This is a genomic window from Pseudoalteromonas sp. S2755 (assembly GCF_005886535.1).
GTDB lineage: Bacteria > Pseudomonadota > Gammaproteobacteria > Enterobacterales > Alteromonadaceae > Pseudoalteromonas.
Window position 1 is genome coordinate 1 of the sequence record NZ_PNDS01000065.1, and the last position, 26744, is coordinate 26744.

At 44.8% G+C, this 26744-nt stretch carries 23 protein-coding genes; 14 read left to right on the plus strand and 9 right to left on the minus strand.

Features of this window, described 5'->3' with window-relative positions; all coding sequences use genetic code 11:
• Positions 1-78: 78 nt before the first annotated feature.
• From pilB to nadC, 6 genes are all read right to left on the minus strand, one after another.
• Positions 79-1755 carry a type IV-A pilus assembly ATPase PilB gene (gene pilB, locus CWC03_RS12075; protein ID WP_128725960.1) on the minus strand — a complete coding sequence of 559 codons (1677 nt, stop codon included), beginning with the start codon at positions 1753-1755 and terminating at the stop codon, positions 79-81.
• Between the two features lie 109 nt (positions 1756-1864).
• Positions 1865-2494, minus strand: a complete 630-nt coding sequence (coaE, locus tag CWC03_RS12080; RefSeq protein ID WP_138582133.1) for a dephospho-CoA kinase — start codon at positions 2492-2494, stop codon at positions 1865-1867.
• A 9-nt stretch (positions 2495-2503) separates the two neighbouring features.
• Positions 2504-3382 (minus strand): prepilin peptidase, encoded by an 879-nt coding sequence (locus CWC03_RS12085; protein WP_138582134.1) that lies wholly within the window; start codon positions 3380-3382, stop codon positions 2504-2506.
• Positions 3383-3515: 133 nt separating this feature from the next.
• Positions 3516-4751 (minus strand): type II secretion system F family protein, encoded by a 1236-nt coding sequence (locus CWC03_RS12090; RefSeq protein WP_138582135.1) that lies wholly within the window; start codon positions 4749-4751, stop codon positions 3516-3518.
• Positions 4752-4857: 106 nt separating this feature from the next.
• A complete protein-coding gene (locus tag CWC03_RS12095; protein WP_138582136.1) occupies positions 4858-5295 on the minus strand; it encodes a pilin in 438 nt (145 codons plus the stop codon).
• Between the two features lie 654 nt (positions 5296-5949).
• A complete protein-coding gene (gene nadC, locus CWC03_RS12100; RefSeq protein WP_099031224.1) occupies positions 5950-6792 on the minus strand; it encodes a carboxylating nicotinate-nucleotide diphosphorylase in 843 nt (280 codons plus the stop codon).
• Positions 6793-7191: 399 nt separating this feature from the next.
• On the opposite strand from nadC, the gene ampD reads away from it, so the two are divergent.
• Both ampD and ampE read left to right on the plus strand, forming a co-directional pair.
• On the plus strand, positions 7192-7734 hold the full coding sequence (gene ampD, locus CWC03_RS12105; protein WP_138582137.1) for a 1,6-anhydro-N-acetylmuramyl-L-alanine amidase AmpD: 543 nt from the start codon (positions 7192-7194) through the stop codon (positions 7732-7734).
• A 6-nt stretch (positions 7735-7740) separates the two neighbouring features.
• Positions 7741-8592, plus strand: a complete 852-nt coding sequence (gene ampE, locus CWC03_RS12110) for a beta-lactamase regulator AmpE (protein WP_138582138.1) — start codon at positions 7741-7743, stop codon at positions 8590-8592.
• 76 nt (positions 8593-8668) lie between these two features.
• On the opposite strand, the gene CWC03_RS12115 is transcribed toward ampE, so the two are convergent.
• Positions 8669-11170 (minus strand): PilZ domain-containing protein, encoded by a 2502-nt coding sequence (locus tag CWC03_RS12115; RefSeq protein WP_138582139.1) that lies wholly within the window; start codon positions 11168-11170, stop codon positions 8669-8671.
• Positions 11171-11298: 128 nt separating this feature from the next.
• Between CWC03_RS12115 and radA the strand changes: the two genes are divergently transcribed.
• The 6 genes from radA to CWC03_RS12145 all read left to right on the plus strand — a co-directional run bounded on the left by radA (position 11299) and on the right by CWC03_RS12145 (position 18046).
• Positions 11299-12669, plus strand: a complete 1371-nt coding sequence (gene radA, locus CWC03_RS12120; RefSeq protein ID WP_010370516.1) for a DNA repair protein RadA — start codon at positions 11299-11301, stop codon at positions 12667-12669.
• 15 nt (positions 12670-12684) lie between these two features.
• Entirely contained in the window at positions 12685-13608 is a 924-nt protein-coding gene (locus CWC03_RS12125) for a DUF945 family protein (RefSeq protein WP_138582140.1), read from the plus strand.
• 196 nt (positions 13609-13804) lie between these two features.
• Entirely contained in the window at positions 13805-14368 is a 564-nt protein-coding gene (locus CWC03_RS12130) for a UPF0149 family protein (RefSeq protein ID WP_138582141.1), read from the plus strand.
• Positions 14369-14370: 2 nt separating this feature from the next.
• Positions 14371-15681: a Xaa-Pro aminopeptidase gene (gene pepP, locus CWC03_RS12135; RefSeq protein ID WP_138582142.1), complete on the plus strand. Its 1311-nt coding sequence runs from the start codon at positions 14371-14373 to the stop codon at positions 15679-15681.
• A 12-nt stretch (positions 15682-15693) separates the two neighbouring features.
• The gene (gene ubiH / locus CWC03_RS12140) at positions 15694-16866 is read left to right on the plus strand and encodes a 2-octaprenyl-6-methoxyphenyl hydroxylase (RefSeq protein WP_138521915.1); all 1173 of its coding nucleotides are present in this window, start codon (positions 15694-15696) and stop codon (positions 16864-16866) included.
• Positions 16867-16876: 10 nt separating this feature from the next.
• Complete coding sequence (locus CWC03_RS12145) at positions 16877-18046, plus strand: FAD-dependent monooxygenase (protein ID WP_138582143.1); 1170 nt, start codon at positions 16877-16879, stop codon at positions 18044-18046.
• 73 nt (positions 18047-18119) lie between these two features.
• Here CWC03_RS12145 and CWC03_RS12150 read toward each other — a convergent pair whose 3' ends face one another.
• On the minus strand, positions 18120-18965 hold the full coding sequence (locus CWC03_RS12150) for a LysR family transcriptional regulator (protein WP_138582144.1): 846 nt from the start codon (positions 18963-18965) through the stop codon (positions 18120-18122).
• Positions 18966-19094: 129 nt separating this feature from the next.
• On the opposite strand from CWC03_RS12150, the gene CWC03_RS12155 reads away from it, so the two are divergent.
• From CWC03_RS12155 to CWC03_RS12175, 5 genes are all read left to right on the plus strand, one after another.
• A complete protein-coding gene (locus CWC03_RS12155; RefSeq protein ID WP_010370535.1) occupies positions 19095-19670 on the plus strand; it encodes a hypothetical protein in 576 nt (191 codons plus the stop codon).
• Between the two features lie 85 nt (positions 19671-19755).
• Positions 19756-20838 (plus strand): glycine cleavage system aminomethyltransferase GcvT, encoded by a 1083-nt coding sequence (gcvT, locus tag CWC03_RS12160; protein WP_138582145.1) that lies wholly within the window; start codon positions 19756-19758, stop codon positions 20836-20838.
• A 76-nt stretch (positions 20839-20914) separates the two neighbouring features.
• Positions 20915-21304, plus strand: coding sequence for a glycine cleavage system protein GcvH (gcvH, locus tag CWC03_RS12165; RefSeq protein WP_095727220.1), 390 nt, complete (start codon positions 20915-20917; stop codon positions 21302-21304).
• A 182-nt stretch (positions 21305-21486) separates the two neighbouring features.
• On the plus strand, positions 21487-24387 hold the full coding sequence (gcvP, locus tag CWC03_RS12170; protein ID WP_138582146.1) for an aminomethyl-transferring glycine dehydrogenase: 2901 nt from the start codon (positions 21487-21489) through the stop codon (positions 24385-24387).
• A 392-nt stretch (positions 24388-24779) separates the two neighbouring features.
• Complete coding sequence (locus CWC03_RS12175) at positions 24780-25232, plus strand: NUDIX hydrolase (RefSeq protein ID WP_128725945.1); 453 nt, start codon at positions 24780-24782, stop codon at positions 25230-25232.
• Between the two features lie 285 nt (positions 25233-25517).
• On the opposite strand, the gene CWC03_RS12180 is transcribed toward CWC03_RS12175, so the two are convergent.
• A complete protein-coding gene (locus CWC03_RS12180; RefSeq protein ID WP_138582147.1) occupies positions 25518-25832 on the minus strand; it encodes a hypothetical protein in 315 nt (104 codons plus the stop codon).
• 402 nt (positions 25833-26234) lie between these two features.
• Here CWC03_RS12180 and CWC03_RS12185 point away from each other — a divergent pair, with 402 nt between their 5' ends.
• Positions 26235-26672 (plus strand): acyl-CoA thioesterase, encoded by a 438-nt coding sequence (locus CWC03_RS12185; RefSeq protein ID WP_138582148.1) that lies wholly within the window; start codon positions 26235-26237, stop codon positions 26670-26672.
• Positions 26673-26744 lie beyond the last annotated feature (72 nt).

Sequence of the window (26744 nt, forward strand, 5' to 3'; positions counted from 1 at the left end):
TAAAGCGGCTCCCACACGGGGGGAGCTTGGTTGTAGGAGCGATTTTACATCGCGATCTTTTTTCTTAATCAATCTGCCTTAATAACTCGTCACACGGTTGATTTCTGTAAGCGATGTTACGCCTGCGGCGGCTTTTTTCAGGCCAGACTTACGTAAGTTATCAAAACCTAACTGCTCCGCTTTTTCGGCAATCTCAAGAGAATTACCCCCTTCCATGATCAGATGCGAAAGCTCCGGCGTGATCTTTACCACTTCATAAATACCCACACGGCCTTTGTAACCGTCGGTGCAGTGTTCACAGCCTTTAGGCGCAAAAAGGGTAATCTCTTTAATTTGCTCGGCAGTAAAGCCTTGTCCTAGCAAAGCTTCTTCCGGCAGCGTTTCAGGTGTTTTACATTTAGGGCAAAGGCGTCTTGCGAGTCGCTGGGCGATAATCAGGCTCACCGAGCTTGCTACGTTGTATGCCGGCACGCCCATGTTTAATAGGCGGGTGAGCGTTTCAGGGGCAGAGTTGGTGTGCAGCGTACTCAATACTAAGTGACCGGTTTGGGCAGCTTTTATTGAGATCTCAGCAGTTTCAAGGTCACGGATCTCACCAACCATCACCACATCCGGATCCTGACGCAAGAATGCTCTCAAGGCATTGGCGAAAGTCATATCCGCTTTGGTATTGATTTGTACTTGGTTAATACCCTCAAGGTTTATTTCTACAGGGTCTTCCGCGGTGCTGATATTGCGCTCTGGCTGATTAAGAATGTTCAAGCCAGTGTAAAGTGACACTGTTTTACCAGAGCCCGTTGGGCCGGTTACCAAAATCATGCCTTGAGGCTGCTCTAGTGCGTCGAGGTAAAGTTGCTTTTGCTCAGGCTCATAACCTAGCACGTCAATGCCGAGCATGGCGCTGGACGAATCTAGAATACGCATTACGATCTTCTCGCCCCACATGGTAGGCAGTGTACTCACACGAAAATCGATACTTTTGCGTTCGGAAATTTTTAGTTTAATGCGACCATCTTGTGGTTTACGTTTTTCCGCTATGTCTAAGTGCGCCATCACTTTAATACGGGCGGCGAGGCGCGTCGCGAGTGTGTTTGGTGGGCTTGCCATTTCATGCAATAGGCCGTCGATACGAAAGCGCACGCGGTATTTTTTTTCGTAAGGCTCAAAGTGCAGATCCGACGCACCTTTTTTTATCGCATCCATTAAAATTTTATTGATATAAACGATGATTGGCGCATCGTCTTTATCTTCGTTGGTGGTTTGCTGTTTAGGCTCGTCATCGACTTCTAAATCGGCAAATTCTTTAAACTCCTCTTCAGAAATCGAGAGGCCGCCCGTTGCATCAAACAGCTGATCAATCTTTGCTTCGAGTTTTTTGTAGTCGGCTACCAGTACTTCACACTGTAATCCAGTACTAAACTCAAAATTTTCAAATGCGCCAAAATCAGTCGGATCGGAAGCCGCTACGTAGAGTTTTCTACCTTTTTGTACCAGTGGTAAAATATGGTGCTTACGGATCAGCTTTTCTTTGACTAGCGCCGGCGGAATTTCACTAACGTTAAAGTGATCAAGATTAAAAAATGGCACCTTGAATAAGTCTAGGCATTCTTCAGCTAGCTCTTTGGAGCTCATTCCTGAACTTAAGCAAATCAACTCGGCAGTGGTGTTTGCTTCTGACTGGCGAGACTTTATTTGCTCAGCAGTGACTCGCCCTAGGGTAATAAATTTACGCAGTAGCGGGGAATGATGTTCCATAGTACCTCTTTGCCTTCACATTGAATGCATATTCAATATTTATCATTAAGTTGGAAAAATGCCAAGTTTTCACAATGAGTGTAGATTAAGTTTTACAGCCAAGTCTAGCCTAATTATTTAGACTTATTTTCACTTGTGCTAGTTTAAGAAATTCTTTGTGTAACCTATCTACCTGTTGCAGGCTTTCAAGTAGTGGCCGGTCGTTGTCTAGTATGTAGTCCGCTTTTGCTTGTTTATCTGAGCGCGGTAACTGCGACTCGATAATACGGCTTACTTGCGCGGCATCTACCGAATCTCGGCTGGTTGTTCTCGCGATTTGCGTATCAACAGCGACATCGACAAGTAAAGTGGCATCGCAATAGCGCTCTAAGCCATTTTCGAACAGCAAAGGGGCCGCTAAAACCACGTAATCGCTTTGTGCTGAGTTTAACTGCGCGAGTATTTCATGACGGATTAGCGGGTGAAGTAGGTCATTAAGCCACTGTTTTTTAGCTGCATCAGCAAAAATAATGGCTCTTAACTTGGCCCTGTCTAAATTGCCGTCCGGCTGTAAAATGGCACTGCCAAACTCATCAGCAATCGCTTGCAGCCCAGTGCTGCCTAGCGCGATTACTTCTCGTGCAACGATATCGGCGTCAACAACCACTATCCCTTTTTTCTGTAAGTGATTAGTGATCGCCGTTTTACCCGCTCCAATACCGCCAGTTACTCCTAAAATCCAATTCTTCGTTTTTAGCATTGTCTTACTTTACGTTATTAGGTTTACGTACCACAGCTGCAGCTGCTCGCCATACATTAGGGTGATCCAGCCTGCAATGGCTAAGTAAGGACCAAACGGAATAGGTGTGGCTTTATCTCGGCCTTGAACACTTAATTGGATGCTACCAATAATTGCGCCGACCAGGCTTGAAAGTAGCACTATAGTTAGAATTGCTTCCCAGCCCATCAATGCACCAAATATAGCTAACAGTTTAAAGTCGCCATAGCCAATGCCTTCTTTACCTGTGAGTAATTTAAACAGCCAATACACACTCCATAAACTTAAATATCCAACTGCTGCACCAATAATGGCGCTATTGGGTTCGATGCCAACACCAAAACAACTGGCAACCAGTACTAACCATAAAGTTGGTAGTGTTAACTGATCGGGCAGCAACATTTCGTCGATATCAATGACGGTAAGTGCAACTAATACCCAAGTAATCAAAATATACAGAGTGGCTTCTAAAGTGGCACCAAAGTGCCACGCAACCCATGTGGAGAGTAGGGCGGTTGTTAGCTCTATCAAAGGATAGCGTACAGAGATTGACGCGTTGCAGTGGTTGCATCTGCCTCTTAATAACAGCCAGCTGATCAGTGGGATGTTTTGCCACGCTTTAATTGGTGTTTTGCAGCTTGGGCAATGAGAATTTGGTTTAATTAAATTAAACACTGGGGCTTCAGCGGTTTGTTTTGGTAGCTCATCAGCGAGCAATACGCGACATTCTGATTGCCAGCTCTGCTTCATCATTTTAGGTAAGCGAAGAATAACCACATTGAGAAAGCTGCCGATGCAAAGACTAACGAGTCCGACGGTAAGTAACCAATACCATAACTGGGTTTGCATCAAGTTGATAATATCTTGCATAGGTTGTGCGCTTGCTTATATTTTTTGTTTAAATTTTCGAGGCATGCTCGGTATCGGTTTTTGCAGTTTACCACACAGCACTATTTAGAGGCACAGCACTGTACCTCTAAATAGTGTAATTTTGTGAACAAAATTAAATAACAGAGCCAAGTTGGAATATCGGTAAATACATGGCAATAATAAGGCCACCGATCAGGACGCCGAGTACCACCATAATGAGTGGTTCTAATAGGCTAGAAAGGCCATCTACCGCATCATCGACTTCTTGTTCATAAATGTTCGCAACTTTTGCTAGCATACCATCTAGAGAGCCCGATTCTTCACCAATAGACACCATTTGCACCACCATATCAGGGAAGACTTTGGTGTTATGCATTGCCCAGTGCATTTGGTTACCCGAGTTGACCTCTGCTTTAATCTCAGTAATTGCATTTTTATAAATAATATTACCCGATGCACCTGCGGCAGAATCGAGCGCATCACCAAGCGGTACACCTGCTGCAAAGGTAGTCGAAAGCGTGCGAGCATAACGGGCTACCGCCGCTTTTTTCAAAATTTCACCGACAACTGGAAGTTTAAGTATCATTCTGTCATTAAAGTGTTTTACAGCAGGGCTGCGAATAAGCATTTCTTTATAGGTATAACCAAAAAGACCAATACCAAGCACAAATACCCACCAGTATTCCTGCATAAACTCGGAAATCGCGATAACCATAAGCGTAAAGGCTGGGAGCTCGGCGCCAAAACCAGCAAAGATATCTTGAAACTGGGGTACAACGAAAATAAGCAAAATACCAGTTACTATGAGTGCTACAGCCACTACGGCAATGGGGTAGAAAAGCGCCTTTTTAATCTTAGACTTAAGCGCTTCAGTTTTTTCTTTATAAAGCGCGATGCGGTCAAATATGGTATCAAGCGCACCAGACTGTTCACCTGAATGGACAAGGTCACAATAGAGTTCATCAAAATATCTAGGATAAGCTCTTAGAGATTTAGCAAGAGGTTGACCTGCTTTTACTTCATCAGCAATATGGCTAATCAGCTTAGATAAGCTTTTATTCTTGATGCCTCGAGAAATCATTTCTAAGGTTTGTACTAAAGACACACCTGCCATCAACATGGTCGCTATTTGACGAGTTGTTGTGGCGATATCTGACGATGTGATTTTTTGTGTACCAGAAAAACCGAATAATGGCTTCGGCTTTCTTTTTACTTTTGAAGGAGTGATACCTTGTTTACGTAATTGAGCTTTAACTAACGCAATACTCTGCCCGGTCATTTCGCCTTCAAGCTTCTTCCCTCGATTGTTTACACCGGACCAAACAAAGGTATCCAATTCGGGAGAGCTGTAACCTGATTTCTTAGACATAGTTTCTGTTCTTTAAAGCAGTAGAGAGGAAATGACCACCTCTCTACTTATAATGTGTATTACTCTATCAATTTGATATAAAATTACATTGATACTTAAGTAAGTTTTATGCTTTCGTACAGCCTTTTGGAGCTAAAGCTAGGTCGACAATATCGGTAGTACAGGTCCAACGGAAAGAGTTTCCTGCAATATTCGGAGTAAAAGTAATCTTTTTCTCTCTTAACTCTGTCGCTACACCTGTCGCGTTAAATGTGTAAATTATAACACCAGTACCAGCAGTCACTGCTAAAGAGCCATATGAACCTGTCGCTGCAAGATCCGCAACGGCAGGAGCTGTGTCGGCTGTCGGATATCCACCAGTCTGTTGGTGAAATTCAGCGATAGCGGTTTTCGCACTACCTGAAAGTGCTGGAGCTTCTGAAGCTTGCCCTCTTGCTACATAATCCTGATACTGAGGTAAAGCTACCGCAGCTAGAATGCCGATGATTGCAACTACAATCATTAGTTCGATTAGGGTAAAACCACCCTGTTGTTTTTGAGTCATGATGTGTCTCCTAAATTTTAAGTGTCTTAACCATAATAGGTTTAAGTTAAGCGTTTATTAAAACCTTTGCAATAATTACCAATCCATCGAATCAACAAACTGGTGTGCTCAAATTGACTTAACGGCGCCCAAGAAGGTGAAGCAAGTTTATCATTCAAACATCTTGAAAACTAAGCCCGTTAAGTTTGTGACCGTTCCCTAATCAACTATGAGTGTAGCACCGATTTAGTTTTAGCGATCACAATTAACATTTACTTTAATAGTAAACGCTGATCCCTACAATCAAATTTTAATAATAAATTATTGATTCTCTTGCGATAGCGCAAGTTTCACTAATATCGGTTCAAAAAGTAAACGGAATCAATCGTTACCGAACATTAAGATCTTGTTACACTCTAGTTCTTTTGTCGTATTTAACGAGTTTTAAGTAGGTTTGTCAACGAAATAGAAAACTTTATCTATTACGGAGGATTACGGGGAAGCGCAGAATACTCCGTTTATGGTAGCGATTTTGTTTACAGAAAGTTGAACCATTACTGGCAGTGTCGCATTGATAGCTTGAACGTCACATTAAACAACTCAGAAAAACAAAAGGGCTTAATCAAAGCCCTTTTGTATGTATAAGAAGGGGAGGTAGTTGTCTAGCACTTTACACTATTCAAAGCGCATCGAAAGGTCGATGCTTTGTACATGCTTGGTCAGTGCGCCGCTTGAAATAAAATCAACACCGGCTTGTGCGTAAGTCGTCAAAATTTCAATGGTCATATTACCAGAGACTTCCAGCTTGGCTTTACCTTGCGTGATTTCAACCGCTTGTTGAATTTCACTCACACTGAAGTTGTCCAGCATAATAATATCGCTGCCCGCATCCAAGGCTTGTTGTAATTCGCCCAGATTTTCTACTTCAACTTCTACTGGCTTGTCCGGATGATTATTGCGCGCGGTCGCAACGGCTTTGGCGATACTACCACAGGCTGCAATGTGGTTTTCTTTAATAAGATACGCGTCGAAGAGGCCAATTCTATGATTTTTACCACCGCCACATTTAACGGCGTATTTTTGTAGCGCTCTTAATCCTGGGATGGTTTTACGTGTATCTAGCAATTTAGTTTGCGTACCACTTAACACCTCAACATATTTTGCTGTGGTGGTTGCCGTACCCGATAGTGTCTGTACAAAGTTAAGCGCCGTGCGCTCAGCGGTTAGAATCGCTCTGGCTGAACCACTTGCGGTAAACAAGCGGGTGTTAGCGGCAACAAAGTCGCCGTCGTTCACAAGTACGTTGACGCTAACACTTGGGTCGACTTGCTGAAAAACTTCCTCGATTAACGCTTTGCCAACGAACACACAATCTTCCCTTGTGATCACATAGGCATTTGCTTGCTGCGTTTCTGGGATGAGGGCTGCGGTAATATCACCTTCGTTTGGTGTTTGATAATTAAGGTCTTCGTCTAGCGCCTGCTTTACCAATTGGCTGATAAGGTTTTGGTCAATCATAGGTTGTCTTTTCACTTTTTCTGCAATGGCCGAATTTTACGCGCGTTTGCCTAGGAGTACAATTGATGGAGGAGAATTCACGAAATTTGACGGAGTGGCTTTTATTTCGCGGGGTAAACCCGCTGCTACGTGTATGCGTTGTTTGCAGTGATTTGACGTTGAACCTATGTGTGTTTTGTAGCAGCGACTTTATGTCGCGAAAGTGTATTTGAAATGCGAAGCCTTGTGTGTAAAGAATGAGTTGACGGCTAAAACGGAGGTCGCGGGGTAAACCCGCTGCTACGGTTAGGTGTTGCTTGCTGTGATTTGATATCGTTACAATACACATAAACCCATCCCTACCTTTTGTCTTATTTTGTCTTTATAATCGAATCTAAACCAAGGCTTGGAACTAATACTTTGAATTGGCTACCTTTTGCTAAACACAAGCAATCCCCGCATTACGATGCAAGACCGCAAGCGTGCGAGATAGATTTACTGGTTATTCATAATATCTCGTTACCCGCAGGGTGTTTTGGCACACCGTATGTGGAAGACTTATTTATGGGTACGCTGGACTGTGGTGCGCATCCGACCTTTTCTGACTTAGAGGGAGTTAGGGTGTCGGCGCACTGTGTTATACGTCGTGACGGTAGCATCACCCAATACGTTCCCTTTGTTGAGCGGGCATGGCATGCGGGCGTGTCGCAGTGGCAAGGTCGAACTCGCTGCAATGACTTTGCAATTGGTATTGAAATGGAGGGGACAGACACCACGCCATATACCGAAGCGCAATATGCGAGTTTAGTAAAAACAACGTGTTGGCTGCAGCAGCACTATCCAAAACTGACGAATGATCGTATTGTAGGGCACAATGATATTGCTCCAGGACGAAAGACAGATCCTGGAGCTGCATTTGATTGGCAGCATTATTTTACCTTGTTAAATAACCAAGAGAGCTAGGCAAGCATGATCTTAATTTCTATCATCATCGCGCTTATTATTGAACGACTTGGCGCGCGGGCGGATTACTGGCAAGTCGACTATTACCTGCAAAGTTACTACGCGAAAACCAAATCTTGGACTCAGCCAAGTGCAATGTTGGGCTCGCATTTCGGTGTGATGCTTTGGTTAGTTATTCCCGCATTGGCCGTTGCTTTTATTTACAGTCTAAGTGACTTTGTGTTTTGGCAGTTTGCGATCAATATCTGTGTGCTCTTAGTCTGTTTTGGCTGTGCAAAATATCGCAAGCTTTATAAGGGCTATTTGAATGCACTGACCAGAGGTGATAACGAAGCCGCCACGCTTTACGCGTTACAAATGGGGCAAGACAAATTAGAAGATGAGCCGGGCGGCGAGACGTTTGGTCAGACGCTTTCGTGGATCAACTTTCAGCACTACTGCGGAGTTATTTTTTGGTTTGTGGCACTCGGCGCGCCGGGCGCTGTGCTATATGCGATGGTAAGACAAATTGTGCATTGGCATCATGAGCAAGAAAATCCGCCGCTAGACCACGTGTTTGAGCAGTTTTGTCGGTTATTTTACTGGTTAAATTGGATCCCTGCTCGGATCGCAAGCTTCGGTTTTTTGATCATAGGTAACTTTAGTAAAGGTACATCAAGTTGGTTGAAGTATGTGCTAGATTTTAAAACTACTAATCGTCAAATTGTCACAAGTACTGCGCTTGCGGCTGAGCAAATTGAACAGCAGTTTTTAGGCTGTACCTTTGAAGCAAGCTGTATGATGCGCCTTGTGAAGCGTAATATTTTGTTTTATCTCGTGATTATTGCTGTGCTGACTCTATTTGGGTGGGTTGAGTAAGTAACCTAAGCTGCAAATCACACCTTTATATATAACAATGCTCCATATACCGTAAGCGTATATGGAGCTGTTGACATCAGTGCTTGAAGTTGGTCTCTAACCAGCGTTTTTTCTGCTCTTCCATTTTGGTAATAAGCGGCCCGTCAAAACCCATATTTTGAATCACATAATCCGTAACGTCTATCAAATCACACACCCCAGTTACTGACCAAAGCGCTTCTTCTAGATCTTTTGCTTTGTGGATTGCATAGTGGCTTACATAGCGCAGCTCATTAGCAAGGTAATCCATGTCTGGGCGGCCGGTTTTCGACACATAAAGCTGATAGACGAAGAGTAAATCGTTGCGTAGCGCTTTTTTAGCATACAAGTACAAGCTATCAATCGACTCCTCATGAGCGATAACTTGCGCACCAACCGCCTCATGTTGATTGGTTTGGTTTGGATTAAACTTAATAAACACCAAGTATTTAAGCGGTTTATCTTGTCGCGATTTCGTCTTTAGAATTTCTGTTAACTTTTCTTCGACAAAGCGCTCGGGGAAAATTGCCTTGGCGTCCAACGTGTTATCGTCATTATCACTAAACGAATGCAATAAGTGGTGAAGGGAGGTTGGGTAAAGCCCTTGTCCAATTGCTCCCACCGCATTATGTGAGGTTTCTTTATGTAAATAAAGTGGAAACTGACAAACGGATTTAGTCACCATGTTACGCAGTGCCAGTGATAGCCCAGGTACTTTTGGTGCTTCATCACAAGCAACTAGCTTATCTTTATTGTTCTCAATAAGTACTTTAAAAAACCCCATGGCTGAATGATCCAGCTGACCTATCTTTTGTACTTTTAAGTTAATGATAGTCTTAGTTTTATTTACCATCATCACTTCATAGCGTAAGTTGGTTAAATTATGCTGCTTCGTCAATTTTTGCAAATCAACTAAGTCCAAGTGTACTGAGTCACCTTTATTCAGCGGCATTTCTTGGCCGCACTCGATTTGTAAACCCATGACAGAAAAATCACGAGTAACACAGTTAAGCGTTCCTTGACCATCAATGTGGGCAACGACATTGGTTTTATAAAGATAGCGCCTGTGTGCACGCAAGTTAACGTATTCTAACGCAACTACCTCAAGTGGAGGAGGGGTGGCTGATTTACCGTGGCCAAACTTTTTTAACTGATTAACTAAGCTTTGTTCATAACTCAGACGTTGGAATCGCTCAGTGATAGAAGGGCTTCCTATATCTGTCAGTAACATAAGATATTTTACGTCTTGTATAAAGCCTTGCACCCTGGGCGTGGGGCGTTTATTTAGCTTTTCGACATTTTTTCCTGCACTGGCAGGAAGCGAAAGTGGGATAAAAGCATCTTCATGGTGACTTGGCATCAGCTGAACTTTAAACGTGCGCCAGCTGTCTTTTTGGCTGCCAAAGGCAAAGAACAGATCGTTTAGCTGCTGCATTTCTTCCAGTTCAAAGTCAAAGGCTGAGTAAAAGTACATTTTACCTTGACTAGAGTGAGTAAACACATGGCATACCGCTTCTTTTACCGCGCCAGAAAGCGCGAGCAGTCGCTGAATTCGTTTTTGGTTGAAGACGGAATAAAGGCTTGATTGCTTTCTTTCGTCCTCAAAGTAGTAATTGATGTAAGCGTTATTTTCGTTGGTGAGCGCCATACTTGGATAAAGTTGTTTTTGTTTCTCACTGATGAAAACAAACAAAGAGCAGACCCGTGGTAGATAGTATTGTTCATAGCCCTTACAAACAACGGCATCCAGAGTGTTGTCGAGATTTATTTTATAACGGCGCTTGTTACCGTGAATAAAGCTATTTAAAAAGTCATCAAACCCTTGGTTTTTCTCGATAAATGTACGTTTTAAGCGAACTTGATTATATTCAATCGTACCCGGTTCTACGGCGACGACTTCATACTGAATACCTTCTTTCAAGCCAAGTTCAAAGTCTTGCTCGAGACCCACTAAGCGGATCGAAATAATTTGTCCAGGATCGACTTGCTGATTGGTCGGTAATTTTATTTTAGCGCCGCTGAGGGAAATATCGGAGGTGGTGGCGGAAACCTTAGGGCGATTTTTTGCCAATTCCACCGTTATTTTAATGGAGTAATTCATGCGCTCTTCGGAGCGACTTTCGTATGACGCGAAACGAATGAGTTTAGTGTAGTTATGATTCTCCGCGTCCTTCTCTACTTCTTCTTCGCGCGCTTGGGCCTGCTTTTGCATGACCTTATAATTATTGTCGGTACTCATTACAGACTCGTAAACTGCAAGAGTATAACCCCCGTGTTTAGCGACTTCCCGTTCGAATACTTCGATTGCCAAGTCGTCCATAAAGTGCTGTTTACCTTCGTATTCGTAAGGCTTAACTTGGCCTGCGACTTGTCCTCTGAGGTCAATAAATCGTGCCACGGGCTGAGACAGCCGCGACATTTCCATTTTTAACAGAAATTGGTCTGGCTTAGATAAGTCCGCAGTTCGTTGCTTAAATATGCGATCAAAAGCCGGATCGCCAAGATCCAGTTTTAAATCCTCAATTAAGCTTTGATATTTTTGTAATCTATCTTCAGGCATAAACAGTTTTACACGCGCTCATTTTATGTGACCAGTTGGGTCACCGCCAATATTATGTCAACATTGGCGCTTTATTAGTTTATTCTTAACCTATTATTGTGTTTAAGCAAGATATATACCTGTAATTTATGGCAAAAAAGAAAACAGCATTTGTATGTAGCGATTGTGGTGCCGAATTCGCGCGTTGGCAAGGTCAGTGCTCGGAGTGTAAGGCGTGGAATACCGTAACGGAATTTCGCGTTCCGTCAGCAAAGTCGGTTCCTCAAGGTGGTTCAACGTCGGGTTATGCTGGGCTGGTTGAAGCTAAAGTACAAACCTTAGATGAAGTTAACCTAGAGCAGTTACCACGATTTTCTACGGGATTTAAAGAGTTTGACCGTGTCCTTGGTGGTGGTGTTGTGCCGGGAAGTGCAATATTAATAGGTGGTAGTCCCGGTGCTGGTAAGAGTACGGTGTTGCTGCAAACCATGTGTCGCCTTGCTGAAACCATGAACACTTTGTATGTCACGGGTGAAGAGTCACTGCAACAAGTTGCCATGCGCGCGACACGATTGGGGCTACCGACAAATAAGTTAAAAACACTCGCAGAAACCAACGTTGAAACAATTTGCCAGCTCGCGCTTCGTGAAAAGCCAAGCATCATGGTTATTGATTCAATTCAAGTTATGCACATGAGTGATATCCAATCGGCACCGGGGTCAGTTTCTCAAGTGCGTGAAAGTGCTGCTTATTTGACGCGTTTTGCCAAAACCAACCAAGTTGCCATTATTATGGTGGGGCATGTAACTAAAGATGGTACACTGGCCGGCCCTAAGGTGCTGGAGCACTGTATAGATTGCTCTATTTTACTGGAAGGCAGTGCGGACAGCCGCTTTAGAACCTTGCGTGGCAATAAAAACCGTTTTGGTGCTGTAAACGAATTGGGTGTGTTTGCGATGACAAGCCAAGGCTTAAAGGAAGTAAACAATCCTTCGGCTATTTTCTTAAACCGTGGCGAAGCGCAAACACCAGGCTCATTAGTTATGGTTATTTGGGAAGGCACACGGCCACTCCTTGTGGAAGTCCAAGCGCTAGTCGACTACTCACAGCTAGCTAACCCGCGTCGCGTCACCGTTGGTTTGGAGCAAAATCGTTTGGCCATGTTACTTGCGGTATTGCATCGCCACGGCGGTTTACAGGTGTCGGATCAAGATGTGTTTGTAAACGTTGTAGGTGGTGTCAAAGTGACTGAAACCAGTGCCGATTTAGCCTTGATAGCTGCGCTGGTTTCAAGCTTTAAAAACCAAACCTTAGACAGACAGCTGGTGGTATTTGGCGAGGTGGGTCTTGGGGGGGAGATCCGACCGGTGCCTAGTGGGCAAGAGCGATTGCGTGAAGCGTCCAAGCATGGATTTACAAGAGCGATTGTACCAAAAGCAAATAAACCAAAAGAGAATATTGAGGGGATGGAAATTGTTGCCGTCTCTAGCCTCAGCGAAGCGCTTGAGGCACTTTTTTAAATAATGGAGTGAAATATGAATAAGTCCACATTAGCGGTTGCCGTTGTGGTACTAGCGGGCGCAGGGTATGTTGGTGCCAACTACTATGTAAATGAGCAAGTGAAACAAGAAATCACCAAGCAAATAGAAAGCTTCGAACAAGACAGTGGCCTTACAGTGAGTTTTGCAAACAGCTCTGTTGATTTATTTACCCGTGGAGTAGAAATCACCGACTTAATAATTTCACAACCCGATGAAAATATAGCACTATTTACCATCGATAAGCTCAATGTTGTAGGTTACGAGCAGGACAAAATTAGCCCTTATACCGAGCTTGATCTAGTTGGTTTGAAATTAGCAAAAGAAGCTGAAGAGTTTACCCAAGGGATGTCGCCGGAGCTGGTGAATGCAACGTACCATTTGAATACAAGTCTTGCCTATGATGAGGCATCTGGCGCCAGTGAGTTTACATTCGCATCTTTTGCAGAAGGCATTGTGAAGACTTCTTTTAATGCTGCGTTTGGAAACAGTAAGGCCTTTATGGATGCTTCATTGGCAGCATCAAAAATTCAAGGTGATACACCGAACCTTGAGCAAGAGCTTCAAGCACAATCGCAGATGATGACGGCAATGCAGTCTCTTGAGTTAAAGTCCCTTAGCATTCATATTGATAATGCTGGCGGCTTACCTCAATTACTTGAGTCTGAAATTGCTCAGCAGGGCATGAGCAAGGCTGACTTTCAGGCGATTGTTGCCCAGCAACTGCAAATGATGATGTTACCTGCTGAAATTCAAACGGCTGTAAATGACTTTGCCAATGGAATGGAGTCACTTGCGATATCTGTTTCGGTATCACAAAGTCAAAGTATGATGGCTCTGGGGCAGCAATTATCCATGTCTATGGCGCAAAATCCAGAAACGCTGTCTGAACTTATCGAAATCAAGGCGAGCGGTAAATAAAACCAATCCAGCTCGCTTAGCGGGGTTGTGGATTTGCTCTTCAATCCCTTCATCTCTCATAAACCCATTCATTCGCAATATTGTTTTTACCAAATTGGTGAAATCTAAAGCAGCCTTGAGGTTGATCATACAATTCGTTGGAGTTGCAAAGGCTGCGGTGGTAGCATTGGAGTATCAATTGCTTGGGAATGTATTTATGAACGAATTCAAAGACTACCAGCAAGCTCAATTGCTATTAGAAAAACACGAACTATTTATTGCCCCTGCCGAAGTTCACGGCACCATTTCTGGGCTATTGGCTTGTGGTCTAAATATCGAAGATTCAGAGTATTTGGGACTATTGAGCGACGTATTTAACGACGGTCAAAAGTTTTCAGCGCCAATTAGAGAGTTTTGCATCGATTTGTATAAGCAAGTTGCTGAGCACTTCAACGACGGTGAGTTCCAGTTTGAATTATATTTACCGCCGGAAGACGAATCATTACACGACCAAGCTAACGCACTGATTGCTTGGGTATCCGGCTTTTTACTAGGCTTTGGTTTAAAGCAAAAAGATTACGGTAAGTTATCTGCAGATGTTAAAGAAGTGATTAACGACTTTAGCGAAATAACTAAGCTTGATACTGGTTTTGAAGACAGCAATGACGATAAAGAAGCACTGCTCGAAGTGGTAGAATATGTGCGTGTTTCTACACTGTTATGCTTTGCCGAGATGGGTAAAGAACCCCAGTCCGTTAGCACATCAAAGACGATACATTAATTATGATAAAAAACAGCGAGTTTGTAGCACGCCGTGCGCGTCTTATTGCAGCACTTGATAACAACGCCGTCGCGATTATTCCTGCGGCCGTAGAGTTAACCCGTAGCCGCGACACTGAATTTCCATTTCGCCAAGATAGCGACTTTTTTTATCTTACTGGATTTAAAGAGCCGGATGCGGTTTTGGTGCTCACGAAAGATAGGGACGGCAATGCGCAGTCTACGCTGTTTTGTCGTAATAAAGATAAGGTTGCTGAGATTTGGCATGGTCGCCGTATGGGCTATGAGCAAGCTAAGTCGCAACTTGAACTCGACCAGACCTTTGCGCTGAGTGACTTAGACGACGAGCTATTAAATCTCGTGAATGGTCGCAAGGTATTATTCTACGGCCAAGGCACGTACAGCGCCTTTGATGATAAGGTTTGGCAGTTACTAAGTACATTGCGTGGCGCACCGAAAAAGGGCTATCGTGCCCCTGAGATCATCAAAGATATTCGTCCACTCGTCCATGAAATGCGCTTATTTAAGTCGGATGCTGAAATCGAAATTATGCGCGAAGCGGGCAGAATTAGTGCTGAGGCGCACAAACGGGCCATGCAGTTTGCAAAGCCGGGTGCGACGGAATACCAGCTTGAAGCCGAAATTCATCATCATTATGCAATGAACGGTGCGCGTCACCCAGCCTATGGCACCATTGTTGGTAGCGGTATCAATGCAACGATTTTACACTACACCGACAACTGTGACGCGCTACAAGACGGCGACTTGGTACTGATTGATTCGGGTTGTGAACTGGAAGGCTATGCGGCTGATATAACTCGTACTTTCCCAGTAAATGGCCAGTTTACTGATGCGCAGCGCAAGATTTATGAGTTGGTATTGGCGGCGCAACATGCGGCCTTTGGTGAAGTAAAACCGGGTGGTACATTAGTCAAAGCCAATCAAGTGGCGATGACCGTATTGACCCAAGGGCTAGTGAATTTAGGCATTCTTGCGGGCGACGTTAATGAACTTGTAGAGGCACAGGCATGCAAAGCATTTTACATGCATGGTTTAGGTCATTGGCTGGGTCTTGATGTTCACGATGTCGGTGAATACAAGTTAGATGAAGCAGATCGCCCATTTGAACCAGGTATGGTACTTACCATTGAGCCGGGCCTGTATTTTGACGAAGATGCGCAAGTTCCTGATGAGTATAAAGGAATTGGCATTCGTATCGAAGATGATTTGTTGGTTACAGATTCCGGTTATGAAAACTTAACTGAACTGGTGCCAAAAACCATCTCAGAAATAGAAGCATTAATGAATAACTAGTGGACACTTTGCGTGCAACAGTTTGATGTCGTCGTGGTTGGTGGGGGTATGGCGGGAGCCAGCGCCGCCATCGCCATAAAAAAAGTCTCTCCGCAGGCAAAGATTGCGGTTATTGAAGCCTTTGCGCCAAAAGGCAAGCAGCATCCAAGTTTTGACGACCGTAGTATTGCGCTTGCTGCGCAGTCAGTCGCATTTTTGGGCGAGCTAAATCTATTTAATCCCGAGTGGCAATACGTTGAGCCAATCACACAAGTGAATGTTTCTGACAGAGGTCACTTTGGTAAAGCGTGGATCAATCCCGATGACTACAATCAAAAAGCGTTAGGCTATGTGGTTGAAGTCAATCCCTATGGTTGCTTTTTACACGAGCAGTTGAGCAGCCTTGATATTGCACTGTTTTGCCCAAACCAAGTGGCGCATATACATCAACAACCAGAGCAGGTTGAACTGACCCTCGATAATGGTGAGCAATTACAAAGTCGATTACTGGTTGTTGCGGATGGCGCACAATCTCCTACGCGGGCTAAGCTCAATATTGGCTTTGATAGCATAGGCTACGAGCAAGGTGCATTGATTGCCAATGTGCAAATCGACACGGCACATCGTGGTCAGGCATTTGAACGCTTTACTGAGCATGGACCAATGGCGCTGCTGCCAATGAGTGATAATCGCTATTCACTGGTGTGGTGTATGCCAAATGAGCACCTCAGTGAGTTTGAAGCGATGGCAGCACACGAGTTTTTAGCTGCATTGCAGCAAGCCTTTGGATATCGCGCTGGGCGCTTTGTCCAAGTGGGCATGCGAGCCAGTTATCCGCTAGTGCTCGGACGAGTAGAGCAACTCACTCATCATCGGGTGGTGGTGATTGGCAATGCGGCGCATGCCATCCATCCCATTGCAGGGCAAGGCTTTAATTTAGGTCTACGAGATATTCAAGTCCTAACCTCACAATGTCAGGCGAATGCGCTTGATGAGTGGGGAAGTTTTCAATTTACGCGTGCTTATCAACAGGCGCGAGCGCAAGATATTAATACGGTGATGACATTAACCGATGCGCTCGTTCGACTATTTTCAAACTCATCAAGAACCTTAGCCTTAGGCCGTAGTTTAGGTCTACTTACCATGGCGCTGTCCAAAACAGCAAGAGCGCCGTTGGCTAAACAATTGATGGGATATAAAGGATAAAGGAGTTGGCATGCAACAAGTTCAAGTTTGTATTGTTGGTGGTGGATGTGTTGGTTTAACGCTGGCGCTAGGGCTTGCGCAGCAAAATATCTCGGTATTAGTGCTAGACAGTGGTGAAAAACCAACACCATTGGCACAAGAATACAGCGCACGCGTAAGCGCAATAAGCGCAGCAAGTCAGGCTTTATTTGAGCGCTTGGGCGTTTGGCCTGATATTAAAGCGCAGCGCGCCGCTGCATATACTCGTATGGATGTACGCGATAAAGACAGCTTTGGTAAAATCGCCTTTGACAACGAATCGCTAGACTTACCTGAGCTTGGTCACATCATTGAAAACGACGCTATTCGCTATGCGTTGTTAACAGCACTTGAAGCACAGCAATCGGCCAAACTGATGTGGAACACAAAGTACCAAAGCTTGCATCAAACAGACACCGATGTGTTGCTAACCTTAGCGGCCGGTGAACCTGTGATGGCCAAGTTGGTGGTGGCGGCTGATGGTGCACGTTCGGCTATTCGCCAGCAGTTTAATATGCCAATCACGTATTGGGATTATGATCACCATGCGCTGGTTGCAACGATAAAAACCGCAGCGCCACATGATGCAACAGCAAGACAAGTGTTCCTCCCTGATGGACCGCTGGCCTTTTTGCCGCTTGATGACCCATATACTCATTCATTTGTATGGTCTACCGCACCGGATAAAGCAGAGCAGCTACAAGCCATGCCGGCCGAGGCGTTTAATAAAGCACTAAGTGCAGCAATTGATATGCAGTGTGGCGTGTGTGAATTGGTGAGCGAAAGACATGTTTTTCCTTTAACCATGCGTTATGCAAAACAATGGGTGCAAGGGCGGATCGTTTTAATGGGCGATGCGGCACATACCATTCACCCACTTGCAGGTCTTGGCATGAATTTAGGGCTAAAAGATGCTGCCTATTTGATCACCTTGTTATCAGCACCGCAAGAGCAATTTGCCAGCACTCGGATACTGCGCCAATATGAGCGCAGCAGAAAAGCAGATGCTCAAAAGCATATTGCCATGATGCAAGGGCTTAAAGAGCTGTTTGAAGGCAATCACCCGTTAAAAAAGCTAGTGCGCGGTGTGGGCCTAAGCTTGGTCGACAACCTCGGCCCAATCAAGCACCTGTTCGCCAAAGAAGCGATAGGCGGTAAATAAAAAGATCGCCGCGTAAAGCGGCCCCCACAGAAGTTTTATGCTGCTGGTAGGAGCGATTTTACATCGCGATCTTTTAACCTAACCTCAATGCAATAAACTCAGCGAGTTTATCAACTGCGTGGGCGGATTCTTGGGTGTTTTTGACAAGGCTGATACCGATTTGACCGAGTTCGGGTAATATTTGAGTTTGGGTCTGATAAGGCAGCTCTGCTGGCACAGTGCTTTTGGCCAGCACGGTGATCCCGAGCCCCTCTTTTAAAGCGGCGGTAAGGCCAGTTAAGTCGGCGTTGCTATATACAATCCGGTATTGTAATCCAGCTTGCTGCAGCGCCTCGATAGCACGGCGGCGATAAATACAGCCCTCCGGCGCGGTGACTAAAGTGACAACAGAGTGCTGCGCAAGCGATAAATCGCCAACCCAGACTAGCTGGTCTTGCATAAACACTGGGTATTTGGACGAGCTCAGCTCCTCATTAAGCGCTAGCACCAAATCAAACTGATCTTGCCTTACCACGGAAAGTAAGTGTTTACTCAGTCTTGATTTAACTTCTAATGCAACATCAGGATATAAAGAAACGAAATCGCCAATAATTGAGGGTAAGATCCGTGCTGCAAATTCGCTGGGAATGCCTAAACGCACTCGGCCCGTCACACTCTCAGAGGTAAATTGCTGAATAATTGCATCATTCTGCTGCAACACTTGTTTGGCTAGGGGCAAAAGTAGCTCACCATATTGATTCAATACCTGTCTTTGACCCTGCTTTTTAAACAGCTTGCAACCTAGCATGTCTTCTAAACGTTTGATTTGCAAGCTAACAGCAGGCTGAGATAAACCAAGCAACTCACCGGCCTTGGCAAAGCCACCGACATCAACCACAGTGACCAGCGTTCTTAATCCATCAATTGATAAGTTTTTCATATAAGGAAATGCAATTTATAAAACCCAAGTACATTAATATTATTTATCAATTGATAAGTAAATACAATTTGTTGTTGAGTTTGCGCATCCTTATACTTTTGCTCATCGAAATTTCACTAAGGTAGTGCCATGAGCGTCACGCCAATTATCTTTGCAAAGCACCGTCAGGGCAGTGTTCCGGCGCAAAACCATTACATGCCAACTGATGCTGTTGTTGTACTCGATTTCAGCGGCTTTGAGACCACGCCTTTCTTAAGCCAAATTCTTGCACTTAACTTGAATAAGTTAATGGCACCTGGCTTGGGTTTTCAAGGTAAACTAGACAGTGGCGAAAATTTCGCCGTGTACTATTTTAGTGAAACGGCTTACCGTTTTGTTGTAAGTGAAAGCGCAGCCGCTGAGCTGGCAACACTGATTGATAGCCATGCTGACGAGTTTGATATTGAACTGGTTCGCCGTCATGATTTAGTTGCCGCCACCATAAGCGGTGAGCTTGCGTTTGAGCGTTTAGTCAGTGACTTTACGTTAACGCCTGGCCTTAGGATCTCAGATAAAAATGCCTGCTATGGCAAGCAAAGCGGTGAAGTATTTATTACGACCTTGCTGGTGGACGAACAGCAACAGTATCAGTTGATTGCGCAAGCTGCTGTGTTAGATAAGTGGCAAACGACGCTCACTGACGCTGGTTTTAAACTCGTTTCATAAATTCCGTGCAGTTATCGTAAGCGCGATAACAATAACCCCCTCAGCGCCAACTGATGGCGGCTGAGTAAAAAAGTGAAGGATAAGTATGACTTCTAAAACAGTACTACACGCGAAGCACCTAGAAGCTGGCGCGAAAATGGTAGACTTCCACGGTTGGGAAATGCCAATCAATTATGGCTCACAAATTGAAGAACACCATGCGGTGCGTCAAGATGCGGGCATGTTTGACGTTTCACACATGACGATTGTTGATATCGAAGGTGTAGACGCAAAGGCATTTTTACAAAAGCTAGTTGCAAACGATGTAGCTAAGCTTACTGTGGCTGGTAAGGCGCTATACACAGGCATGCTAAACGAGCTGGGCGGTGTAATTGACGACCTTATCATTTACTTCTTCACTGAAACGCAATATCGCCTAGTCGTTAACTCTGCAACACGCGAAAAAGACCTTGCACATATCGGTGCAGTAGCAGCAGATTTTGATGTGGCAGTAACAGAGCGTCCTGAGTACGCGATGATTGCGGTACAAGGTCCAAATGCAAAAGCAAAAACAGCAACTATCCTAGACGAACAACAACAAGCGGCTGTTGAAGGCATGAAGCCATTCTTTGGTGTGCAAGCTGGCGACCTATTTATCGCAACGACTGGCTACACTGGTGAAGAGGGTTATGAGATCGTAGTACACAACGATGGTGCGGCGGACTTATGGCAAAAATTATTAGACGCAGGTGTGCGTCCTGCTGGCCTAGGTGCACGTGATACGCTACGTTTAGAAGCGGGCATGAACCTTTACGGCTCAGACATGGATGAGACGGTGTCTCCACTTGCAGCGAACATGGCATGGACAATTGCATGGGAGCCAGAGGAGCGTGACTTTATCGGTCGTGCAGCTATCACTAAACAACGTGCAGAGCAAAGCACGGATAAGCTGGTAGGTTTAGTCCTAGAAAGCAAAGGCGTATTACGTGGTGGTTCTAAAGTTATCGTAGAAGGTGGCGAAGGTGTTATTACTTCTGGTACATTCTCACCAACTTTAGGCTTCAGTGTAGCGCTTGCGCGTGTACCTCGTTCAATTGGCGAGACTGCACAAGTTGAAATGCGTAAGAAGCTAGTTGATGTTAAAGTAGTTAAGCCAAGCTTCGTTCGTAACGGCAAGTCAATTATCTAGTTTTTATAGATAATAAATAGAATAACATTGATGTCGCTCACGGGGTGACATCGCAACCGACCAAAGGAACAAAAAAATGAGCAACATTCCTAGCGAGTTAAAGTACGCTACTTCACACGAGTGGGTTCGCGCTGAAGGCAATGGCGAGTACACAGTAGGTATCACTGAGCACGCACAAGAACTTCTAGGCGACATGGTATTCGTTGAATTACCAGAAGTAGACGATGAAGTTGACGCGGGTGAAGACTGCGCAGTTGCTGAGTCTGTAAAAGCAGCATCAGACATCTACGCACCAATCGGCGGTACTATCATTGCGGTAAACGAAGACCTAGAAGATGCGCCTGAAACTGTAAACAACGATGCTTACGGTGACGGTTGGTTGTTCCGTATTAAAGCGTCTGATGAGTCTGAGCTAGATAACCTACTAGACGCTGAAGGCTACGCAAATTCAATCGACGAAGACTAATTTGTTGATAGTAATAAAAGCCCCTTTTTAGGGGCTTTTATTGTTGCTTTTTGGGCAAGGGTGCTTGCTCGCGGTATGACGAGCTCATGCCAACGTTTTTAGAATACTGCCGTTACCAAGGTATCTCATTTAGATAAAAACAGTATTCACCTTTTTCATTTGGATCATAGGAACCTGGACTAATGTCAAACGCCAAATCTCTTGAACAGTTAGAGCAAAAGCAAGATTTTATCCGCCGCCATATCGGGCCAAGCCCAGCACAGGTGAGCGAGATGCTAAGCGCTCTTGGAGTATCTAGTGTTGAAGAGCTGATCGGTCAAACTGTGCCTGCTTCAATTCGTTTAGAAGAGGGCTTACAGATCGGTGAAAGCCGCACAGAAGTGGAAACCCTAAGCTACCTGAAGTCAGTAGCAAGCAAAAACAAGGTTTTCAAATCTTATATCGGTCAAGGCTACCACCCAACGCACGTACCTCACGTTATCCTACGTAACGTACTTGAGAATCCGGGTTGGTACACGGCTTACACCCCTTATCAGCCAGAGATTGCGCAAGGTCGCTTGGAATCACTACTTAACTTCCAAACGCTGACTATGGACATTACCGGCCTAGACTTAGCCAGTGCATCACTACTTGACGAATCAACCGCAGCGGCAGAAGCAATGGCGCTTGCAAAACGTGTATCTAAAGCGAAAAAAGCAAACATCTTCTTTATTGCAGACGACGTACATGTACAAACTATTGACGTAGTATCAACGCGTGCTGAGCAGTTTGGTTTTGAAGTAGTAGTAGGTCCTGCTAGCGACGCTGCTAACCACGACATTTTTGGCGCGCTATTCCAGTATCCAACAACATCAGGTGAAGTGGTTGACGTTACTGACCTAATCGCACAAGTACAAGACAAAAAAGCGATTGCCTGTGTTGCCGCAGACATCATGAGCTTAATGCTACTTAAAGCACCAGGTAAACTAGGCGCAGACGTAGTGCTTGGTTCTGCACAGCGTTTTGGCGTACCTATGGGTTACGGCGGTCCACACGCGGCATTCTTTGCCACGCGTGATGCTTACAAGCGTTCACTACCAGGCCGTATTATTGGTGTGTCTAAGGACCGTTTAGGTAACGATGCGCTACGTATGGCGATGCAAACACGTGAACAGCATATCCGCCGTGAAAAAGCCAACTCAAACATTTGTACTGCACAGGTGCTACTTGCGAACATGGCTGCGTTTTACGCGGTTTACCATGGTCCTCAAGGTCTTAAGATCATCGCTGAGCGCATTAATCGCCTTGCAAGCATTCTTGCCACGGGTCTTAAAGCAAAAGGCGTGGCACTGAAGCACGATACGTGGTTTGACACTATTACCGTTAAAGCGGACGACGCTGACAAGCAAGCGGTTGTGGCGCGTGCCGTAGCAAAAGGCGTGAACTTTGCCCTTAACCACAACGGCGAATACTCAATTGCAGTAAACGAAACCACAACGCGTGCAGACGTAGCTGAGCTATTCGACATCATTGTAGGCGACGACCACGGCCTAAACGTAGATGCGCTAGACGCACAAGTATCAGGCGAGAACATCACAGGTATTCCTGCAAGCCTAGTGCGCGACGACGAAATTTTAACGCACGCGAACTTTAACAGCTATCATAGCGAAACCGAGATGCTGCGTTATATCAAGCGTCTTGAAAACAAAGATTTAGCACTAAACCACTCAATGATCTCATTGGGCTCGTGTACCATGAAGCTAAACGCAACCGCTGAAATGATCCCAGTGACTTGGCCTGAGTTTGCAGAGCTACACCCGTTCTGCCCAATCGACCAAGCAGAGGGTTATAAGATCATGATGACTGAGCTGCACGACTGGCTTGTGAACATCACAGGTTACGACGCAGTATCACTGCAGCCAAACTCAGGTGCACAAGGTGAATACGCAGGTCTTATCGCGATCCGCAAGTACCATGAGTCTCGTGGTGAAGGTCACCGTAATATCTGTTTGATCCCAAGTTCAGCGCACGGCACAAACCCGGCGTCTGCACAAATGGCAAGCATGAAAGTGGTTGTGGTTGACTGTGATAAAAACGGTAACATCGATATGGAAGACCTACGCGCGAAAGCCGCAGACGTAGCTGAAAACCTATCGTGCATCATGGTCACTTACCCGTCTACACACGGTGTATACGAAGAGTCTATCCGTGAAGTATGCGACATCGTGCACCAGCACGGCGGCCAAGTATACATGGACGGCGCAAACATGAACGCGCAGGTTGGGGTAACTAGCCCAGGTTCAATCGGCTCTGACGTATCACACTTAAACCTACACAAAACATTCTGTATTCCACACGGTGGCGGTGGTCCAGGTGTTGGTCCTATTGGTGTTAAATCGCACCTAGCGCCATTTATGCCTAACCACAGCGTGATCAACGTAGAAGGCACAAACGTAGGTAACGGCGCGGTTTCTGCGGCACCTTACGGCTCTGCTGCTATCCTACCTATCTCGTGGGCATACATCGCGATGATGGGCAGCGAAGGTCTAAAACAAGCAACAGAAATGGCAATTGTAAACGCTAACTACCTAACGGCTAAATTGAGCGAGCACTTCCCAATTTTATACCGTGGCCGTAACGACCGTGTTGCTCACGAATGTATTGTTGACCTTCGCCCACTGAAAGAAGCCACAGGCATTACCGAAATGGACGTTGCTAAGCGTCTACAAGACTACGGCTTCCACTCACCAACGATGTCGTTCCCAGTAGCGGGCACACTTATGGTTGAGCCAACGGAATCTGAGTCTAAGGTAGAAATCGACCGCTTTATCGAAGCCATGGTTTCTATCAAAGGTGAAATCGACAAGATTGCATCAGGCGAGTGGTCTATCGAAGACAACCCATTAGTATTTGCGCCACACACGCAAGCTGACGTACTAAGCAACGACTGGAACCGTGCATATGATCGCCTCGCAGCTGCATTCCCAGTACCAAGCGTAGCAAAAGACAAGTTCTGGCCAACGGTAACCCGTATCGACGACGTATACGGCGACCGTAACCTAATCTGTTCTTGCCCAGCGGTTGATACTTACCGCGACGCGTAAGGGTTTGTAAGTCACGCTTTAGCGCGACTTAGCAAATTTTGAAAAGCCGCCCTTTGCAAAAGGGGCGGCTTTTTTGTGGATGTGAATATGGTGAAGACTCGTGTTTGGCTCTTTTCTCAGCTTGTGGGAGCGGCTTCACGCCGCGATCTCTTATATAGCTTAGACTTCACACCAAATCTCTACGTAGATCGCCATTTATGGCGACAAATAGTGTACCTCTCTGGTTTTGACTCGTTGTTGAAAGTAAGTATCGATAAAAGGTACTCTCAAGGCTAGTTCTCAACACTTAGCGCTCAGATTAGTTGCTGCGACATAAAAGCTTAGGTTAGATTGTCGGCTTTTCTCATATTGCGCATGGTGTTTGCGACTATCGCGATTTGTAAGGTGTAAAAATGATTCCAATAAATAATTCAATTGTTTCCGGAGTAGCATTGTCGGAAATAAATGGCGAAACAAAAATGCTATTGATGAAGCGAACGAAAGGTAGCTTCTGGTGTCATGTCGCAGGCTCAATGGAAGAAGGTGAATTACCTTGGCAAACCATTGTTCGAGAGTTTTATGAAGAAACTCAGATAGAAGTAACGGACCTGTACAATGGCCAATTTTTAGAGCAGTTTTATGCATCCTATTCCAACGTTATTGAGGTTATTCCTGTATTTGTAGTCAAGTGTCCAGCCAATCAAGAAGTGATTCTAAACGATGAACATACTGACTTTGAATGGTGCAATTTAGAAGAAGCTTTGAAGCTCGCACCTTTTCCAGCGCAACATGCAGTGTTTAAACATGTATGGGAGTATTTTGTAGATAAGCCTATCAACGAGCTTTTTCGTATAAAGCTTGGCTAACGAGCAGTTCGGCAAAGTTGAAGATTGGATTTAAAAGAGTCATAGCTGCACGTTGTTTGTAGCCACAGACCGAAACCATAAAAGATCGCGGCGTGAAGCCGCTCCTACCCGATCAACTTCTGGTCGGTGTAGAATAGATTAGCCCGCTGCTTCTGGTCGGCAAGGCGATATAAAAGCAGAGTTGAAGACTGGATTCAAAAAAAGCTGTGATATAGAGCCGTGGCTACAAATTGTTTGTAGCCACAGGCGGCAACCATCAAAAGATCGCGGCGTGCACTTATCGCCTTAATGGACGGTAATGGGGAGATCGTTTACCACTAATGATTGGCCATTTTGCTGAGCACGAAGAAAGCTTGCTACCAAAACATCGTTGGGTAGGGTGCTGATGTCGTTAACAGTTTCGACCATGCAAAACGTAATGGACTCCCAACCTAAACCTTTAATAAAGGTCTTAAGCTTGCTGATGTTATCTTCATAGTTTTCATCTGTGGTCAGCAGGCCGATGGAGTGTTTATTGCCGAGTTTGTATCTTCCTTGCTGAGTGATGGCGCATTTAGCGTAACCGCTCAACACATAAACTGTATTTGTGCTTTTGTTCATATTGGTAATGTTTTTTGGCTGAATTATGATTTTGATTTCATATGCATCTTTTAAACCAAGCTAGTAAATATCGCTCCGCTGTTTTCTTATGTATTGAAAGTATTGAGGAAAATTATTAGTGATTTGTCTTGGGTGTTGCTCCCACAAAAGGCGTCAATTTTTTGTGAGATTGAATGATAGGGGTTGCGCTTATATTTACCGTTGTGTCGAAGTCAAAGGGAGTGGGTGTATTATTTGTCGCCATCAATGGCGACTTACGCGGGGGGCGTAACGTTGTGCTGTGAAATGTTGGCTTTGCTTTCTTTGTTTTGACAAGTTGTCTTTAAATTATCTCGTTAATCTTGTTGCTGGTACGATGAGTTGTTACTCTCAAGTTCAATAAACAAAATTAAAGGCAATATCATGCAGGAGTTTTTAGAAAAGTTTGCAATCACCACCAAAGTGAATGTGGTATGGGGAGAAATGGATGCGTTGGGGCATGTGAATAACGTGTCGTATTTTCGCTACTTTGAAACTGCGCGAATCGATTTTTTGACTCAAACGGGCTTACTTTCGGTATTATCAGAGCCTACCCATAGTCCGGTTTTGCGTGATACGTACGCGCAATATAAACGACCCGTCACTTTTCCAGATACCTTGCATATTGGTTCATATATCACTGATATCAAAGAAGATCGTTTTACCATGCGCTACGAGGCTTTTAGTGAATCGCAACAAGCAGTATGTACAACGGGGTATGCGAATGTGGTGATGTTTAATACGAAAACAGGGAAAAAATCGCCAATTCCAGAGAATATGTTGGCTATATTGAAGCAATATGAGATGGACGATAGTCAATAAAAGCATGGAGTTTGGGTGTCGCATTGCGTTGCTGTTTTAAAGCTGTCGCGGCATAAAGCCGCTGCTACGACA

Bases quoted from the DNA above. Each gene is read 5' to 3' on its own strand.
- CWC03_RS12155 (WP_010370535.1), top strand. From the start codon at position 19,095: ATGAGCGTCACGCCAATTATCTTTGCAAAGCACCGTCAGGGCAGTGTT.
- radA (WP_010370516.1), top strand. From the start codon at position 11,299: ATGGCAAAAAAGAAAACAGCATTTGTATGTAGCGATTGTGGTGCCGAA.
- CWC03_RS12090 (WP_138582135.1), bottom strand. From the start codon at position 4,751: ATGTCTAAGAAATCAGGTTACAGCTCTCCCGAATTGGATACCTTTGTT.
- gcvT (WP_138582145.1), top strand. From the start codon at position 19,756: ATGACTTCTAAAACAGTACTACACGCGAAGCACCTAGAAGCTGGCGCG.
- CWC03_RS12145 (WP_138582143.1), top strand. From the start codon at position 16,877: ATGCAACAAGTTCAAGTTTGTATTGTTGGTGGTGGATGTGTTGGTTTA.
- CWC03_RS12150 (WP_138582144.1), bottom strand. From the start codon at position 18,965: ATGAAAAACTTATCAATTGATGGATTAAGAACGCTGGTCACTGTGGTT.
- CWC03_RS12125 (WP_138582140.1), top strand. From the start codon at position 12,685: ATGAATAAGTCCACATTAGCGGTTGCCGTTGTGGTACTAGCGGGCGCA.
- gcvP (WP_138582146.1), top strand. From the start codon at position 21,487: ATGTCAAACGCCAAATCTCTTGAACAGTTAGAGCAAAAGCAAGATTTT.
- nadC (WP_099031224.1), bottom strand. From the start codon at position 6,792: ATGATTGACCAAAACCTTATCAGCCAATTGGTAAAGCAGGCGCTAGAC.
- CWC03_RS12095 (WP_138582136.1), bottom strand. From the start codon at position 5,295: ATGACTCAAAAACAACAGGGTGGTTTTACCCTAATCGAACTAATGATT.
- gcvH (WP_095727220.1), top strand. From the start codon at position 20,915: ATGAGCAACATTCCTAGCGAGTTAAAGTACGCTACTTCACACGAGTGG.
- CWC03_RS12175 (WP_128725945.1), top strand. From the start codon at position 24,780: ATGATTCCAATAAATAATTCAATTGTTTCCGGAGTAGCATTGTCGGAA.
- CWC03_RS12115 (WP_138582139.1), bottom strand. From the start codon at position 11,170: ATGCCTGAAGATAGATTACAAAAATATCAAAGCTTAATTGAGGATTTA.
- CWC03_RS12185 (WP_138582148.1), top strand. From the start codon at position 26,235: ATGCAGGAGTTTTTAGAAAAGTTTGCAATCACCACCAAAGTGAATGTG.
- pepP (WP_138582142.1), top strand. From the start codon at position 14,371: ATGATAAAAAACAGCGAGTTTGTAGCACGCCGTGCGCGTCTTATTGCA.
- pilB (WP_128725960.1), bottom strand. From the start codon at position 1,755: ATGGAACATCATTCCCCGCTACTGCGTAAATTTATTACCCTAGGGCGA.
- CWC03_RS12180 (WP_138582147.1), bottom strand. From the start codon at position 25,832: ATGAACAAAAGCACAAATACAGTTTATGTGTTGAGCGGTTACGCTAAA.
- coaE (WP_138582133.1), bottom strand. From the start codon at position 2,494: ATGCTAAAAACGAAGAATTGGATTTTAGGAGTAACTGGCGGTATTGGA.
- CWC03_RS12130 (WP_138582141.1), top strand. From the start codon at position 13,805: ATGAACGAATTCAAAGACTACCAGCAAGCTCAATTGCTATTAGAAAAA.
- ampE (WP_138582138.1), top strand. From the start codon at position 7,741: ATGATCTTAATTTCTATCATCATCGCGCTTATTATTGAACGACTTGGC.
- CWC03_RS12085 (WP_138582134.1), bottom strand. From the start codon at position 3,382: ATGCAAGATATTATCAACTTGATGCAAACCCAGTTATGGTATTGGTTA.